The sequence below is a fragment of the Streptomyces sp. NPDC002133 genome (assembly GCF_040296405.1).
In the GTDB taxonomy this organism is placed as follows: Bacteria; Actinomycetota; Actinomycetes; order Streptomycetales; family Streptomycetaceae; genus Streptomyces.
This window is the reverse complement of record NZ_JBEOXF010000028.1, coordinates 78,143-92,582: the sequence shown is the minus strand read 5'-3', so window position 1 is coordinate 92,582 and position 14,440 is coordinate 78,143. Positions and strand designations below refer to the sequence as shown.

Genomic DNA, 14,440 nt, shown 5'->3' with positions numbered 1-14,440 from the left:
AAGAGCGCCGAGGCGCTCGGGCTGCCCGACGCCCGCACCGAGGCCGAGGTCCTCGCCGAACTGCGCACCCTCGCCGACCGCAACAAGGTCCTGGCCGGAGCAGCCTTCGCCCGTGCCGACCGCGAAGCCGGCAGCGGGGGATGCGAAGCCGCCCGCTGCCGAGACGGCCCCGAAGCCGACACCGGCGGATGCGAAGCCGTCGGCGACCAAGCCGAAGACACCGCCGCCCCCGGCGCCCGCCCCGCGGGTCTACCAAGTCAACCGGCTGGAGTACGGCGTGCTCGGCGACCACACCCGGCCGGAGGTGCGGCTGGGCCGGAGCAGCTGGCTCTGGCAGCGCTGGGGCATGTCGATCGACGGCACCCGGTACGGACACGGGATCTCGGTCCACGCGAAGTCGACCGTGACCATCGACCTGAACCGCGAGTGCACCTCGTACGACGCGCTGGTCGGCGTCGACGACATGACGCTGGGCCCGGGCACGGTGCGGTTCTCGGTGTACGCGGACGGAGCGCGGCTGTGGCGGTCGCCGGTGATGCGCGGCGGCGATGCGGCGGTGCCGGTGAGCGTCGGTATCTCGGGGCGGAAGACGATCCGGCTCGTCGTGGAGCCGCACAGGCCGTTCGACTCGGTGGCGGTCGCGGACTGGGCGCAGTCGCGCATCAGCTGCGGCTGAGAAGGCATCGGCCGGGCGTCCGGGCGTCTGTCGGTATACACAGGCGCACCAGGCCTGGGCACCGGATCAGCACCGAGTCCGTCCGGCGTTTGAGGACGGACACACCGGACGCCCGCCACGGCACCGGCCGACACCGCACCCGCCTGCTGTCGGTGGACTGGGGGTCGGGGGTCGGAGCCCCTCCGGGCTCGCCTCCTCGAAATCGGATGGTACGGCGTCACCCGGCACCACCCCCCGATTTCTGCGGGGCCGCCCCTGCACGGCCCTGCCCGGTTGTCCCCGACTGCGGCCCGGTGGGTGGTACAGAACCTGAGTGGCGCGCGGCGCGGGCGATCACCGGGGGGTGCCGGGTGGCACACGCGGCACGGGGGCGGGGGTGTCTGCCGGAAGAACACAGCTCGCCGTCCCGGACAAGAACCCCGCGGTTGCCCCGGACGGCAACCGACCCGGTGGGGGCAATCCGCACCCCGTCGGGGGCCTACGCCTGCAGCGTCGGCCGCGGTGGCACCCCCGCCGCCACCGCGCGGCTGCGCGGGGCCGCCGTGCCTGTCCAGCAGGTGCCGCGCCGCGCGAGGAGGCGGCGGAGCCAGAGCTCCGTGGAGACGAGGTCCGCGAGCCCGTCCAGCGGGACCGGCTCCCCCTCCGACGCCGCGCGCAGCGCCTTGCGGACGACGCGTGCTTCGACGATGCCGGCGTCCGCGAGCAGCGGCGTGTCGAAGAGCGCCAGCAGTTCGGGCAGCGCCAGCCGCAGCCCCGCCCGTGTCGCCGCCGCAGTCACCGCCTGGGACGTCGCGCCCCAGCCCGGCGGCAGGTCGTGGATGCCTGCGCCCGCGAGGACCGACAGCAGGACCGTCGCCCGCGCGCCCGGCTGAACTCGGAGCGCCTCGGGGAGATCGCGCGCGGCACGTACGACCTGGTTGTCGAGAAAGGGCGCGTGCAGCCGCTGGCTGCGCACCTCCGCGGCCTGCTCCAGGACCCGGTGGTCCGCGGCGTACCGCGTGAGCGCCGCCCGCGCCCGCGCCTCTCCCGGCCGCTGGACGGACGTCGGCCGGGTCGCCGCCTCCTGCAGACGAACCGATACTTCAGCGAGCGCCTCCCCCGTGAGCCACCGCGCCGCCGGCCCCGGCCTGGACCAGGTGAGGGCGGCCAGGGACGCGCCCAGCGGCCCGTTCACCGCGGCGGTGGCCCGGTTGGCCGAAGGAAGGTGGGCCGCGGCGGACTCCAGGCCGGTCCGGTACGGCGTACGGGCCAGCCGCCGCGCCGCCCGGTACACCGTGAGCGGAACGAGCAGCGACCCCGCCGACGCCCCCTGCGCCCGTGCCAGCGCCGAGACGGGCCGCAGCAGCGGCCGGCGCCGGCGGTCCATCAGCAGGTCGGCGAGGCGGGCCGGATGCGCGTCCAGGACCTGCCGGGCGCCGAGACCCGTGAAGTGGTCCGCGCTGCCCGCGGCGAGCCGGCGCCGGTGCCGTTCCGCCAGGACCAGGGAGGGGCCCGGCTCGTCCGTCAGCGGCCCGGACTCCAGGTCCGCGTACGGCAGCGACTCCTCACCCGCGGCGACGACGACGTGGTGGAGGCGCGGGTTCTCCGCGATGGACCGGGCCCGCTCCAGCTCGGCCTCCCGCCCGGTGCCGCCGGTCAGGTCGTTGAAGGTGACGGCCAGCAGCCGCTCGCCCGCCCCCGTACCGTGCCCGAGGATCGTGCCCGGCACCCCGGGCAGCCCGGCGGCGAGCAGTGCCAGCGTCCCGGAGGCGCTGCCTCCGGACAGGTCGGCGCCGATGCCGGGCGCGGGCGCGCCCCGTGCCGCGCGCCGTTCCGCCGGGCCCATCCCCGGCACGGGACCGGGGTCGGGCGGCAGTGTCTCGGGCGCGTGCCGGGGCGCGGTGAGTCTCGCGCGCACGGCGTCGACCAGCGCGTCCCGCATCGCGTCCATCGCCCGGTCCACCTCGAGCTGGGGCGCGGCGACGGCGAGCGAGGCGACCGGTTCGTATCCGGTGATCTCGCGCGAGCCCTCGCGGAGGATCAGCGCATGGCCGGGCGGGATGCGCTTGACGCCCGCGTACGGGGTGGAGTCGCGCAGCGCCTCCGGGGTCTCGGGGCAGGCGAGCAGCGCGGCCAGGTACCCGATGTCGAGCTGGGCCTCGATGAGGTCGGCCAGGGGGAGGGCGGCGGTGGCGTACGCCGTGCCGTTGGCCCAGGGCGTGTAGAAGACGGGCCGCGCACCGGCCAGGTCTCCGGCGATGGTGATGCGGCGGCCGACCTGCACCACAGCCGTGTAGCTGCCGGCCCACGCGGTGAGATGCCTCAGCGCGCCGCCCCGCGCCGCGAAGAGGCCGACGCGGAGTTCTTCGTCCGTGGCGGCGCAACACCCCAGTACGGCAAGGCGGGTGAAGGGGTCGACCGTGACGACCCGCACTTCGTCCGGCCGCCAGTCGCCCACCGCCCAGAGCGGATCGGGGTCACCCCAGAGCAGCTGGGCGCCGTCGGGGTGGACGGTGCGGCTCTCGTCGCCGGTGTTCGAAGGGCCCGTTCCGGCACTGGCTCCGGCACTCGCTCCGGTGGTGGTGCGGACGGAGCCCGCCGTCCCGAAGCTTGCGGCGATACTGCTCCACCCCACCAGCCACCGCATCGCGCCTCCACAGCCTGTGGACAACCCTCGGCACCCTCGGACCACCCGATTCGGCACACTTCGATGAGGACATGCTGCCACGACAACGGCGCACAGGAGGGGCTCCGGGTCGCGTGCGCAAAAAGTGAACGCGCCTCTGGCATTGGCCATTTGCCGTCGGTCCGAAAGGCAACAGCGCCACGCTCCGGAAGGTGCGGAGAGTACGCGAAGGAAGGGTGAAATTCGGCCATTCTCCGAACATCACGAAACCGAACGCCAGTCCGACACTCTCGCCATACGCACAGTCCGGGAGGCGCCCTTCGCCTCCCGGACCGGTCCGCCACCCGCGGGGATTGAGGCGGCGGTGTTCCCCCAGCCCACTGGAACCCTGCGCCAGCGGGCCGACCCACGCAGCACTCATGGAAGCGCTCCCGCCACGGCCGGGCGAGAGCGCACGGACGGGCGCACGGCCACACACCGGGAGCACGACGACGGCCGGGATCGACCCGGAACGCACAACAATCCCGCCATACGGAACACCACCCCTTAACGGTCGGGATCCGGCGAACTACGCTGTGTGTCACTGCTGTTCTCCGCAGGGGGTGCATATTCCGAGGGGCTCGGCCACGCGCTCTTGCGGCCGGGAATCAAAGGGGCGTCCCCGGGGGAGAACGCAGCACGAATGCCGTGCGCCTGCACCGGGCGCCCCGGCGGCCGTCTGTGTGTCGAGGGGTGGCGCATGTCCAGGGAGCAACGCGGGCCGAACGACAAACTCGGCACCGTTCTCGCCCTCGCGGGAATCAGCAACGCCGGCCTCGCCCGGCGGGTCAACGACCTCGGGTCGCAGCGGGGTCTGACCCTTCGTTACGACAAGACGTCGGTGGCCAGGTGGGTCTCCAAGGGCATGGTGCCGCAGGGCGCCGCGCCCCATCTCATCGCCGCCGCCATCGGGCAGAAGCTGGGCCGCCCCGTGCCCCTGCACGAGATCGGACTCGCGGACGCCGACCCGGCCCCGGAGGTCGGGCTCGCCTTCCCGCGCGACGTGGGCGAGGCGGTGAAGTCGGCCACCGAGCTGTACCGGCTGGATCTGGCCGGGCGGCGGGCGGGCGGCGGCGGGATCTGGCAGTCGCTGGCAGGCTCGTTCGCGGTGAGCGCGTACGCGACGCCCGCGTCCCGCTGGCTGATCACCCCCGCGGATCCTTCGGTGGAGCGGAACGCGGACCGCGCGGGCGAACGGTCGACGGAGCATTCCGCGGACGGAGGTTCCGACGTTCCGGCCGCAGAGGGCACGTCCGAGGACGGCCACGTCCGCGTCGGCCACACCGATGTCGCCAAGCTGCGCGAGGCAGCTGAGGACGCGCGCCGCTGGGACTCCAAGTACGGCGGCGGGGACTGGCGTTCGTCCATGGTTCCCGAGTGCTTACGCGTCGACGCGGCGCCGCTGCTCCTCGGTTCGTACTCGGACGAGGTCGGCCGCGCGCTGTTCGGGGCGACCGCGGAGCTCACACGGCTGGCCGGCTGGATGGCCTTCGACACGGGCCAGCAGGAGGCGGCGCAGCGGTACTACATCCAGGCGCTGCGCCTCGCCCGCGCCGCCGCCGACGTCCCCCTCGGCGGGTACGTCCTCGCGTCGATGTCGCTGCAGGCGACGTACCGGGGCTTCGCCGACGAGGGGGTGGACCTCGCCCAGGCGGCCGCGGAACGCAACCGAGGACTCGCCACCGCCCGCACGATGAGCTTCTTCCGCCTCGTGGAGGCCCGGGCGCATGCAAAGGCGGGCGACGCGGCCACGGCCGGTGCGGCGCTGAAGGCCGCGGAGGCCTGGCTCGAGCGGGCCCGCGACGGCGACCCCGACCCGTCCTGGCTGGGCTTCTACTCGTACGACCGGTTCGCCGCCGACGCCGCCGAGTGCTACCGCGACCTGAAGGCCCCCCGCCAGGTCCGCCGCTTCACCGAGCAGGCGCTGTCCCGGCCGACGGAGGAGTTCGTACGGTCGCACGGGCTGCGGCTCGTCGTGAGCGCCGTGGCCGAGCTGGAGTCGGGGAACCTGGACGCGGCGTGCGCGGCGGGGACGCGGGCGGTGGAGGTCGCGGGCCGCATCTCGTCCGCGCGTACGACGGAGTACGTACGGGACCTGCTGCACCGACTGGAGCCGTACGGCGACGAGCCGCGCGTGGCGGAGCTGCGGGAGCGGGCACGGCCGCTGCTGATGGCCCCTGCGTAGGCCGTACCCCCGGTACGGGCCCGGCTGTAGCCGGTACGGGCCAGCCGTACCCGATCCGTGTGGCGTGTCCCACCTGGTTTAACGCGATTGTCACTGGGCCAGTGCACTATCGGGGGCGGGAGGAGTGTCATGACGGCGGCATACGACTGCGACGTGCTGGTGATCGGCGGCGGGATCATCGGTCTGTCGACGGCGTACGCCCTGACGCGCGCCGCGCCCGGCACCTCCGTCGTGGTGCTGGAGAAGGAGTCCGGCCCCGCACGCCACCAGACCGGGCGGAACAGCGGGGTGATCCACAGCGGGATCTACTACCGGCCGGGGTCGCTGAAGGCGCGGTTCGCCGTGCGGGGCGCGGCGGAGATGGTCAAGTTCTGCGCGGAGTACGGAATTCCGTACGAGGTCACCGGAAAGCTGATCGTCGCCACCGGGCGCGAGGAGCTGCCGCGGCTGCACGCCCTCGTGCAGCGCGGCAGGGAGAACGGGATTCCGGTGCGCGAGCTGGGCCCCGCGCAGATCTCGGAGTACGAGCCGCAGGTGCAGGGCGTCGCGGCGATCCATGTCGGGACGACCGGGGTGTGCGACTTCGGCGCGGTCGCGGCGCAGCTCGCGGAGACCTCGGGCGCCTCGGGCACGGAGGTCCTCTACGGCGAGCAGGTCCGGGCCGTCGACCGGCGCCCGTGGGGTGTCGCGGTCCGTACGTCCTCCGGGGGTCCCCGCGCCGAAGGCAGGGGGAGGATCGTCCGGGCACGGGTCCTGGTGAACTGCGCGGGGCTGCACTGCGACGAGGTCGCGCGGCTCACGGGCGACGAGCCCGGCATGCGGATCGTCCCCTTCCGGGGGGAGTACTACGAGCTGAGTCGCCCCGAGCTCGTGCGCGGGCTGGTGTATCCGGTGCCCGACCCCGCGTTCCCCTTCCTCGGTGTGCACCTCACCCGGGGCATCGAGGGCGCTGTCCACGTCGGTCCGAACGCGGTGCCGGCGCTCGCCCGCGAGGGATACGGCTGGTCGACGCTCCACCCGCGCGAGCTCGCGGCGACGCTGAGCTGGCCCGGGTCCTGGCGGATCGCCCGCCGCCACTGGCGGTACGGCGCGGGCGAGCTGCACCGCTCGCTGTCGAAGCGCGCGTTCGCGGAGGCGGTGCAGCGGCTGCTGCCCGCGGTGACGGAGGACGACCTGCGGCCGGTGGCGGCGGGGGTGCGGGCGCAGGCGGTGCTGCGGGACGGGACCCTTGTGGACGACTTCCTCATCAAGGAGGCCCCTCGCACGGTCCACGTCCTGAACGCACCGTCCCCGGCGGCGACGGCATCGCTCCCGATCGGCCGCGAGGTGGCAAGGCGGGCGCTGGCACACCTGGCGTGAGGCGCTGCCTCTGATCATTCTGATCATGCGGACCAGGGCCCCGCCCGTGCCCTGACCGCGGCCGTGCGACGCCTGCCTGCCCGCTACCGTCCGTACAGCCCGGGTGTCCGTCATCGGACGACTCGGAACGAGCCTGTCCGTCATCGGACGACTCCGGACGAGCCTGTCCGTCATCGGACGACTCCGGACGAGCCCCGCCTGCCGCGGGGCACCAGGGCGGAGAGAAGCCCGCCGCAGGCACACACCACCCGCCGTACAATCGGGGCATTGTGTCTGAGTTCGAGAACGTCACCACCAAGGGTCCCCGCCCGAAGGGCGAGCCGCGGTTCCCGGGCGGGCCCGCCGCCGATCCGGCCGGGTCGCACCACGAGCGCCGGATCCGCAGCTTCCAGCCGCGCCGGAGCCGGGTGACCGCCGGCCAGGGCGAGGCGCTTCTGCGGCTGTGGCCCACCTGGGGGCTGGACATCGACGGGCTGCGGACCCTCGATCTCGCCGAGATGTTCGACGGACTGCCGGTCGTCCTGGAGATCGGCTTCGGGATGGGCGAGGCGACCGCCCAGATGGCCGCCGCCGACCCCGGTACCGGCATCCTCGCGGTCGACGTGCACACGCCGGGCCAGGGCAATCTCCTCGGGCTCGCGGACCGCGCGGGCCTCACCAACGTCCGTGTGGCCAACGGTGACGCGATCATCCTGCTCCGCGAGATGCTCACCCCGGACGCGCTCGACGGGCTCCGCGTGTACTTCCCGGACCCGTGGCCGAAGAAGCGCCATCACAAGCGCCGGCTGATCCAGCCCGAGTTCCTCACGCTCGCCGCGAGCCGGATGAAGCCGGGCGCGGTACTGCACTGCGCGACCGACTGGGAGCCGTACGCCGAGCAGATGCTCGAGGTCCTCTCCGCACACCCCGGCTTCGAGAACACCCAGGCGGACGGCGGATACGCGCCCCGCCCCGCCTTCCGGCCACTGACCCGGTTCGAGGGGCAGGGCCTGAACAAGGGGCATGTGGTGCACGACCTGCTGTTCCGCCGCAGGTAGCACCCCGGGCGCCGCCCGACCCGCCGGGCAAGTCCGTCGCGTAACCCCGTCGCGCACTGTCAGTGCCCCTGGTTAGGGTCGTCGCGTGTCCGACTGGTCCCCGCAGCCGCAACCGGCCGCGCCGCACCCCGCCGTCCCGGCGTGCGACGAACAGCCCCTGTTCGACGCAGTGCCGGCGCGTGCGCAGTGGCGCTACCGGCCGAGCCGCGCCCTCTGGCGGAGCAAGGCCCTGCGGGCCGGGGCCCTGGTCACCCTGCTCGGCCTCTCCGGCCTGGTCATCCTCGCGCTCGTGCGCGAGCAGACCGGCACCGAGGGCTTTCTGGTGGGCCTCGGCCTCGCCGTGCTGCCGGTCCCGCTGCTGATGGCGGCGTTCCGCTGGCTGGACCGCGTCGAGCCGGGCCCGTGGCGGAACCTCATCTTCGCCTTTGCCTGGGGGGCCTGCGCCGCCGCGCTCGTGGCGATCATCGCGAACTCGTTCGCGACCCAGTGGATAGCGACCGCGACGGCCGATCCGACATCAGCGGACACGATCGGCGCGACCGTCATCGCCCCGATCGTGGAGGAGAGCGCCAAGGCGGCCGCCGTCCTGCTCGTCTTCCTCTTCCGGCGCCGGGACTTCACGGGGATCGTCGACGGGGTCGTCGTGGCCGGATTCACCGCGACCGGCTTCGCCTTCACCGAGAACATCCTCTATCTCGGCAACGCGTTCGGCGAGGACCAGGAGTTCGGCCACTCAGGCTTCGCGTCCGTCACCGCGGCGACCTTCTTCGTACGGATCGTGATGTCGCCGTTCGCCCATCCGCTCTTCACCGTGCTGACCGGCATCGGCTTCGGCTTCGCGGCGATCACGGCACGGCGGCGGAGGTTCCGCAGGACCGCGCTGCCGCTGCTCGGCCTTGCGCTGGCGATGGGCATGCATGCGCTGTGGAACGGCTCGGGGGTGTTCGGCCCGTGGGGTTTCTACGCGGTGTACGCGGCGTTCATGGTCCCGGCCTTCGGGCTGCTGACCTGGCTGGCGGTCTGGACCCGGCAGCGTGAGCTCCGCACCGTCGCGGCCCAGCTCCCCGCGTACGCCGCGGCGGGCTGGCTCTCCCCCGCCGAGCCGCTCGCCCTGTCCTCCATGCGGGCGCGCACGATGGCCCGCGACATGGCGGGCCGCACCCACGGCCCCGCGGCCGCCCGCGCCGTGTCCGAGTACGAGGCCTTCGCGACCTCCCTCGCGTTCCTGCGCCACCGCGCCCACCGAGGCACGGCGGGCCCGGACTTCGTCGCCCGCGAGCAGGAACTGCTCCACCACCTCTGGCAGCGCAAGCACATCGCGTCCCCGGCCCTGACGTACGCCGCCCAGGCGTCGGGCAGGGTCTTGCTTCCGGCTCCGGCCCCGGCTCCGGCGCCGTACCGGGACTACGGGGGCTACAACCCGTACCGGGGATAGGCCGACAGCCCTGACGTCGGGGGGGTGCCGCCAGGGCTGCCGGGGTCGTACGAGCGCGAGGAAACGCCCGGAACGGACGCCCGGAATCGGGCGAAGCGATATGAGCGTGAAAAGCGACGTGCAGCGTGATCGTGGACGCGAACGCCAACGTCGGGAGTCGTACGACGCATCGGGGCATCGGGGCTTCGGCGCATCACGAACCGCCGAAGCACCGAAGCATCAAGCCGCCGAACCGCCGAAGCGGTGAGTCAGATGCTCAGGCCCTTGTCGCGCAGCCACGCCGACGGGTCGATCCCGGTGCCGCCCGCGGTGTGCACCTCGAGGTGCAGATGCGGTCCGGTGACATTGCCGGTCGCGCCGACACGGCCGATCGTCTCGCCGGTGGTGACCGTCTGTCCGGCGGACACGGTCATCGAGGACAGATGCGCGTACCAGATCTCGGTGCCGTCCTCGAGCTCCAGCACCACGCGGTAGCCGTAGGATCCGGACCAGCCCGCCGACTTGACGGTGCCTCCGTGCACGGCCTTCGCCGGCGTACCCGTGGGCGCCGCGAAGTCGAGGCCGGTGTGGTAGCCGGAGGACCACATCGAGCCGGCCTGGCCGAAGGTCGAGGTGATCGTGTAAGAGGACGTCGGCAGGGAGTAGCTCGCGGCGAGCTTGGCGAGCCGCTCGGCCTCCGCCTTGCGCGCCGCCTCCTCCTCGGCCAGCCGCTTCGCCTCCGCGGCCGCGGCCTCGGCCTCGGTCTGCTGGGCCTTCGCCTCGGCGGCCGCCTTCTCGGCGGCGGCCTTCTCCGCGGCGGCCTTCGCCTCGGCGTCGGCCTCGGCCTGCTGCTGCTCGGCCTGCTGGAGGATGCGGGCGCGAAGCGCCTCGCCCGCGCCGGCCGCGTTCTCCCCGCCGTCCGTGGCCGACGCCGTGTCGGCGACGGAGAGCGCGGTGAGCGGCGCCGCGTTCCCGTTGCCGTCCTGCTCGTCGGACCCGTCCGACATCAGGGAGCCCACGCCCGGCAGCGACTTGGCGTCCGGGAGGTTGTCCGTGATGGTGTCGGGCAGGGATATGGAGACGGCGGGCTTGTCCTGCGCGGTGGCCATGCCGCCGGCGCCGACCGCGGCGATGACGCCGACCCCGAGGACGGTGGAGCTCCGGGCGAGCCCGTTGCGCTGCTTGACGACGCGGTGCCTGCCTCGGACCGGGCGGACGGACTCCTCGGTCGGGTTCCACTCCTCCGCGCCGGCCGTGGGGACCCACTCGCCGGCGGGGAACCATTCGGTGGTGGGAGGCTCTTGGAGGGCAGGCTCGTTGGACGCCACGGAGGCGTGCTCCTTTCCTTCCTTCTCGCCTACCGGGTTAGCTGACGGGTTCGGAGCAGGAAGGTCTCCTACGAGCACCATAAAGTGCCCGATTCACCCCAATTGGTGGTTCCCCGGTTCCCTTGCGGAATTCGGCGCGTGCGCGCGGTGCCGTCTCTTGCGACGGCTGGGACGACCGCGCTGCGTTATCGAACGTTAATAGACACCGGGGCGGTATTCCAAGCCGTTCCCACTGATCGTTAACGACTTTGGCCTGGACTTTCCGGGCACAAGAGGGGGGAAACGGGCGAGTTGACCTCCCCTCACCTACCCCCCAGTTTCTGACGGTGCATCAAATGTTATGCGGAGGGCTTCCTTTCGATCACGCTCCGTCGCGACAGGAGGAGCCGTGGGCGATTCAGGGAACCACCGGCATCGTGCGGCGCCGCTCCGGCTGCCGCTCCCCCGGTCGGCTGACCGCCAGCAGCGCCATGTCGTCCGTCGACCCGTCGTTCGTGTGCCGCTGCACGTCGGCGACGACCGCGTCCAGCAGTTCCTCGGGGCCGGGGAAGATTCGACCGCTCAGCCGTTCGCGTGGGTCGTAGAAGGTGCCGTGCTCGTCACGCGCCTCGGACAGCCCGTCCGTGTAGAGCAGCAGCGTGGCCCCGGCCGGGAGCGCCGCCTCGTCCACCCGGTCCGGCCAGGTGCCGACATCGCCCATGCCGAGGGGCAGCGCGGGCTCGCTCGGCTCCAGCACGTCCAGCACGCCGTCCGCGTGCAGCACGAGCGGCGGCGGATGGCCCCGGTTGACCACCCGCACCCGTCCGACGCCGCGCGGGATCTCGGCGAGCAGGGCCGTGGTGAACCCCTCGAACACGTCGGGCTCCGAGCGCCGCGTGCCACCTCTCTTCAGCGCCCGCTCCAGCCGCTGCGCAACCCCCTCCAGGGTGGGCTCCTGCTCGGCCGCCTCCCGGAACGCACCGAGCACGACGGCCACCTCCTCGACCGCGTTCAGCCCTTTCCCCCGTACGTCCCCGACCACCAGCCGCACCCCGTACGGAGTGTCCTGCACGGCGAACAGGTCGCCGCCGATGAACGCGTCCGCCTGCGCCGCCTCGTACCGCGCGGCGATCTGCAGATCGCCGATCCGCGCGGCGGGCGAGGGCAGCACGGCCCGCTGGGCGGCCTCCGCGACGACGCGCGCGGAGGCGAGTCGCGCGCTGCCGCGACGTACGACCTGGTTGATGAAGAGGGCCATCACGGCGACGGTGAGCACGGTCAGCATCTCGGTCACCGACGGGATCTCGGTGAACGTGCCGTTGTACACCTGCAGCCCCGCTTCCGCCGCGAGGGCGCCGACGCCGACCAGCAGGGTGTACAGCGGGGAGAAGAAGGGCGCGGCCACCAGCGGAGATGCGGCGAAGAGCGGCGATGCGGTGTACGACGCCGGGGTGGCCACATCGAAGAAAATCCCGCCCACGATCAGCAGCACGGGCAGCACCTGGGCGATCCGGCGGCCGCCGTCCCGGCGCGGCGCGGCGCCGTCATCGCCGATGCCGTCGTCGCTGTCGCCTGTTCGCTGCCCCACCGATGGTCTCCTGCCCGGTCCGCCCACGGTGCGGACCTACCGTGCCCCACCCAGGCTGGCCGGAGCCGCGCAGCGCAGCGAATCGCCGTCGGCCAACCGGGCTAGCTCCCGGGTCTGCGTCCGGTGCCACGTCGACCGATCGGGCGGTCCGGGCCGCCGGTCACCAGGGGGCCCTCCTGGTGACCTCGGGAACAACGGGTCTCGGTCGGGCGCGGTCGTCGTCCGCCGTCACCCGTCGTGGCCCGCTGTGGCCCTTCGCGGGCCTCCGTGGGCCGTCGTGGGCCGTCGTGGGCCTCCGCGGCAGCCCGCGCCGGTCGTTGTCAGTCGTCGCCGAGGTTGCGCTCCGCGTACACCTTGATCGCGTCGCGAACGAACGCCGCCGCGCCCTCGCCGTGCCGGTCGTAGTTCGCCGCGAAGCGCGGGTCGGCGACGTACATCTCGCCGAGCCCGATGACGTACGACTTCGTCGGCGTGACCGTCACCGACAGCCACTCGACATGCCGCTGCGCGATCGCCTGCACCTCGTCGCTGTCCGCTGCGAGCCCGTCCTTGAGCGCCTGGCCGAAGTCACGGGCGATCCCGGCCTGCCGGTCCTGGAAGGCCTGCTTCTCCTGGGCGCTGAGCGAACGCCACCAGCGGTCGCCCCTCTCGTATGCATCCCGGCCCCAGCGCTCGGTGACCTCCTCCTCGTACTGGGTGTGGTCGAAGCCGTCGAAGACTTCTTCCGCCATGAGTTCCTCTCCTCTCTCCGTGCGGTCGAGAGTGGTCCGCACCGAGGCGATCTGCCGCCCGATGCGCTCCCGCTCCTGCTCCAGCAACCTCAGATGGGTGCGCAGGGCGGCGGCCGTGTCCCGCTGTCCTTCCAGGACCTGCGCGATCGCCGGCAGCCCGAGCCCCAGCTCGCGGAGCAGCAGAATGCGCTGCAGCCGGATCAGGGCGTCCTGGTCGTAGTAGCGGTAGCCGTTGCTGCCGATTCGGCTCGGCACGAGCAGCCCCAGCTCCCCGTAGTGCCTGAGCGTGCGGCTCGTCGTACCGGCTTTCCTGGCGATTTCCTGGATCGACCACTCCATGCCCTTCACGCTAGAACTTGACGTTGCGTAAAGGTCAAGCGGCGAGCGGGCTGGGCCCGGCGCGGCCGGACCCAGACGCACCGAAGGCCCGGATCCATCAGGATCCGGGCCTTCGGCCTTGAGTAGCGGGGACAGGATTTGAACCTGCGACCTCTGGGTTATGAGCCCAGCGAGCTACCGAGCTGCTCCACCCCGCGTCGGTGAACACCACCTTACGCCATCAGGAGCAAGATCCACTCCATTTACGGTCGCGGGGTGCCGCGGGCGGCTCCTGTGCGGCTGCCGGGCAGTTCCGGACGACCCCCATCACACCGGCAGGGCCCGGCCTGTACCGGGCGTCCGACCGGGTCCCTCACGTCCACGTCCCGCGGGCCGCGGGGCCTACTCGGCGACTTCCGTGCGCTCCCACCATTCGTACACGGGCAGCCGCCCCTCCGGGCTGTCCTCATGGCGCGACGTGACCTTGAAGTGCTCGTACCCGCCGCGGTGCGGAATCTTCAGCTCCTGTCCGGGAGGGGTGATCGGCACGATCTGTCCTGACAGATCCTCCGGGCCACCCTCCAGGAGTGCCTTGCTAGTCATAAGTCCAGTTTTCCCGCGACTGGCACCCGATGCACCTTGTCGGATCACGTCGGGTCACAGCCGATCGAGGAACGCATGGAGATTCCCCCTGGTGCGCTCGATCTGCTCCTCCACCGTGAGCGACTCCTGGAGGCGCCCGCCGGGCACCGACTGCTTCTTGCTGCGTACGTAGAGGGAGCAGTCGAGGTCGGTGCACATGTAGATGCCGACGGAGTTCCCGTCGCGGCCCGCCTGGCCGGTCCTGCGGGCGGTCATGAGCGAGACGCCGCCTCCCGGGTGGGTCGTCAGACACAGGGAGCACATGCTGCGGTGCAGATAGCCGCGCTGCCGGGACGGGAAGCGCAGGGACACCCCGACGATTCGGCCGTCCCGCTCGGCGACGACATAGCTCCGGTCGGGCGCGGCGGGATCACGCCACCCCAGGAAGTCGAGGTCGTCCCAGGGCTGCTCGGCGAGATCGCGCGGGACGGCCAGCCGCTTGGCCTCACCCTTCGAGCAGTTGACGAACGATGCGCGGATGTCCTGTTCGGTCAGTGCCTTCATGCCTCCGACGCTAAGCTTCCCTAAAGGCATTAGGC

12 protein-coding genes, 1 tRNA gene and 1 riboswitch are annotated in these 14,440 nt (G+C 72.6%); of the genes, 5 read left to right on the top strand and 8 right to left on the bottom strand.

From position 1 onward, the window contains the following. On the bottom strand, positions 1-210 hold a 210-nt coding region (locus ABT078_RS24740; RefSeq protein WP_351231230.1), incomplete at its 3' end, for a hypothetical protein. A 67-nt stretch (positions 211-277) separates the two neighbouring features. On the opposite strand from ABT078_RS24740, the gene ABT078_RS24735 reads away from it, so the two are divergent. Beyond that, the gene (locus ABT078_RS24735; RefSeq protein WP_351231228.1) at positions 278-676 is read left to right on the top strand and encodes an NPCBM/NEW2 domain-containing protein; all 399 of its coding nucleotides are present in this window, start codon (positions 278-280) and stop codon (positions 674-676) included. A 478-nt stretch (positions 677-1,154) separates the two neighbouring features. Here ABT078_RS24735 and ABT078_RS24730 read toward each other — a convergent pair whose 3' ends face one another. Continuing rightward, positions 1,155-3,302 (bottom strand): asparagine synthase-related protein, encoded by a 2,148-nt coding sequence (locus ABT078_RS24730; RefSeq protein WP_351231224.1) that lies wholly within the window; start codon positions 3,300-3,302, stop codon positions 1,155-1,157. Positions 3,303-4,020: 718 nt separating this feature from the next. Here ABT078_RS24730 and ABT078_RS24725 point away from each other — a divergent pair. The 4 genes from ABT078_RS24725 to ABT078_RS24710 all read left to right on the top strand — a co-directional run bounded on the left by ABT078_RS24725 (position 4,021) and on the right by ABT078_RS24710 (position 9,336). Beyond that, positions 4,021-5,505 carry an NsdA family TPR-like regulatory protein gene (locus tag ABT078_RS24725; RefSeq protein WP_351231222.1) on the top strand — a complete coding sequence of 495 codons (1,485 nt, stop codon included), beginning with the start codon at positions 4,021-4,023 and terminating at the stop codon, positions 5,503-5,505. 129 nt (positions 5,506-5,634) lie between these two features. Further along, complete coding sequence (lhgD, locus tag ABT078_RS24720) at positions 5,635-6,864, top strand: L-2-hydroxyglutarate dehydrogenase (protein WP_351231220.1); 1,230 nt, start codon at positions 5,635-5,637, stop codon at positions 6,862-6,864. Positions 6,865-7,130: 266 nt separating this feature from the next. Next, the gene (gene trmB, locus ABT078_RS24715) at positions 7,131-7,901 is read left to right on the top strand and encodes a tRNA (guanosine(46)-N7)-methyltransferase TrmB (protein ID WP_351231238.1); all 771 of its coding nucleotides are present in this window, start codon (positions 7,131-7,133) and stop codon (positions 7,899-7,901) included. Positions 7,902-7,986: 85 nt separating this feature from the next. Then, positions 7,987-9,336: a PrsW family intramembrane metalloprotease gene (locus tag ABT078_RS24710; RefSeq protein WP_351231218.1), complete on the top strand. Its 1,350-nt coding sequence runs from the start codon at positions 7,987-7,989 to the stop codon at positions 9,334-9,336. Between the two features lie 248 nt (positions 9,337-9,584). Here ABT078_RS24710 and ABT078_RS24705 read toward each other — a convergent pair whose 3' ends face one another. The 6 genes from ABT078_RS24705 to ABT078_RS24680 all read right to left on the bottom strand — a co-directional run bounded on the left by ABT078_RS24705 (position 9,585) and on the right by ABT078_RS24680 (position 14,405). Beyond that, positions 9,585-10,643 (bottom strand): M23 family metallopeptidase, encoded by a 1,059-nt coding sequence (locus ABT078_RS24705; RefSeq protein WP_351231216.1) that lies wholly within the window; start codon positions 10,641-10,643, stop codon positions 9,585-9,587. 11 nt (positions 10,644-10,654) lie between these two features. Further along, a riboswitch (cyclic di-AMP (ydaO/yuaA leader) is annotated at positions 10,655-10,790 on the bottom strand. 250 nt (positions 10,791-11,040) lie between these two features. After that, positions 11,041-12,210: a PP2C family protein-serine/threonine phosphatase gene (locus tag ABT078_RS24700; RefSeq protein ID WP_502981293.1), complete on the bottom strand. Its 1,170-nt coding sequence runs from the start codon at positions 12,208-12,210 to the stop codon at positions 11,041-11,043. Between the two features lie 320 nt (positions 12,211-12,530). Continuing rightward, positions 12,531-13,280 (bottom strand): MerR family transcriptional regulator, encoded by a 750-nt coding sequence (locus tag ABT078_RS24695; RefSeq protein WP_351231214.1) that lies wholly within the window; start codon positions 13,278-13,280, stop codon positions 12,531-12,533. 123 nt (positions 13,281-13,403) lie between these two features. Then, positions 13,404-13,477, bottom strand: a tRNA-Met gene (locus ABT078_RS24690). Positions 13,478-13,661: 184 nt separating this feature from the next. Continuing rightward, positions 13,662-13,862: a DUF5988 family protein gene (locus tag ABT078_RS24685; RefSeq protein ID WP_351231212.1), complete on the bottom strand. Its 201-nt coding sequence runs from the start codon at positions 13,860-13,862 to the stop codon at positions 13,662-13,664. A gap of 54 nt (positions 13,863-13,916) precedes the next feature. Continuing rightward, entirely contained in the window at positions 13,917-14,405 is a 489-nt protein-coding gene (locus ABT078_RS24680) for an FBP domain-containing protein (RefSeq protein WP_351231210.1), read from the bottom strand. Between the last annotated feature and the right edge of the window lie 35 nt (positions 14,406-14,440).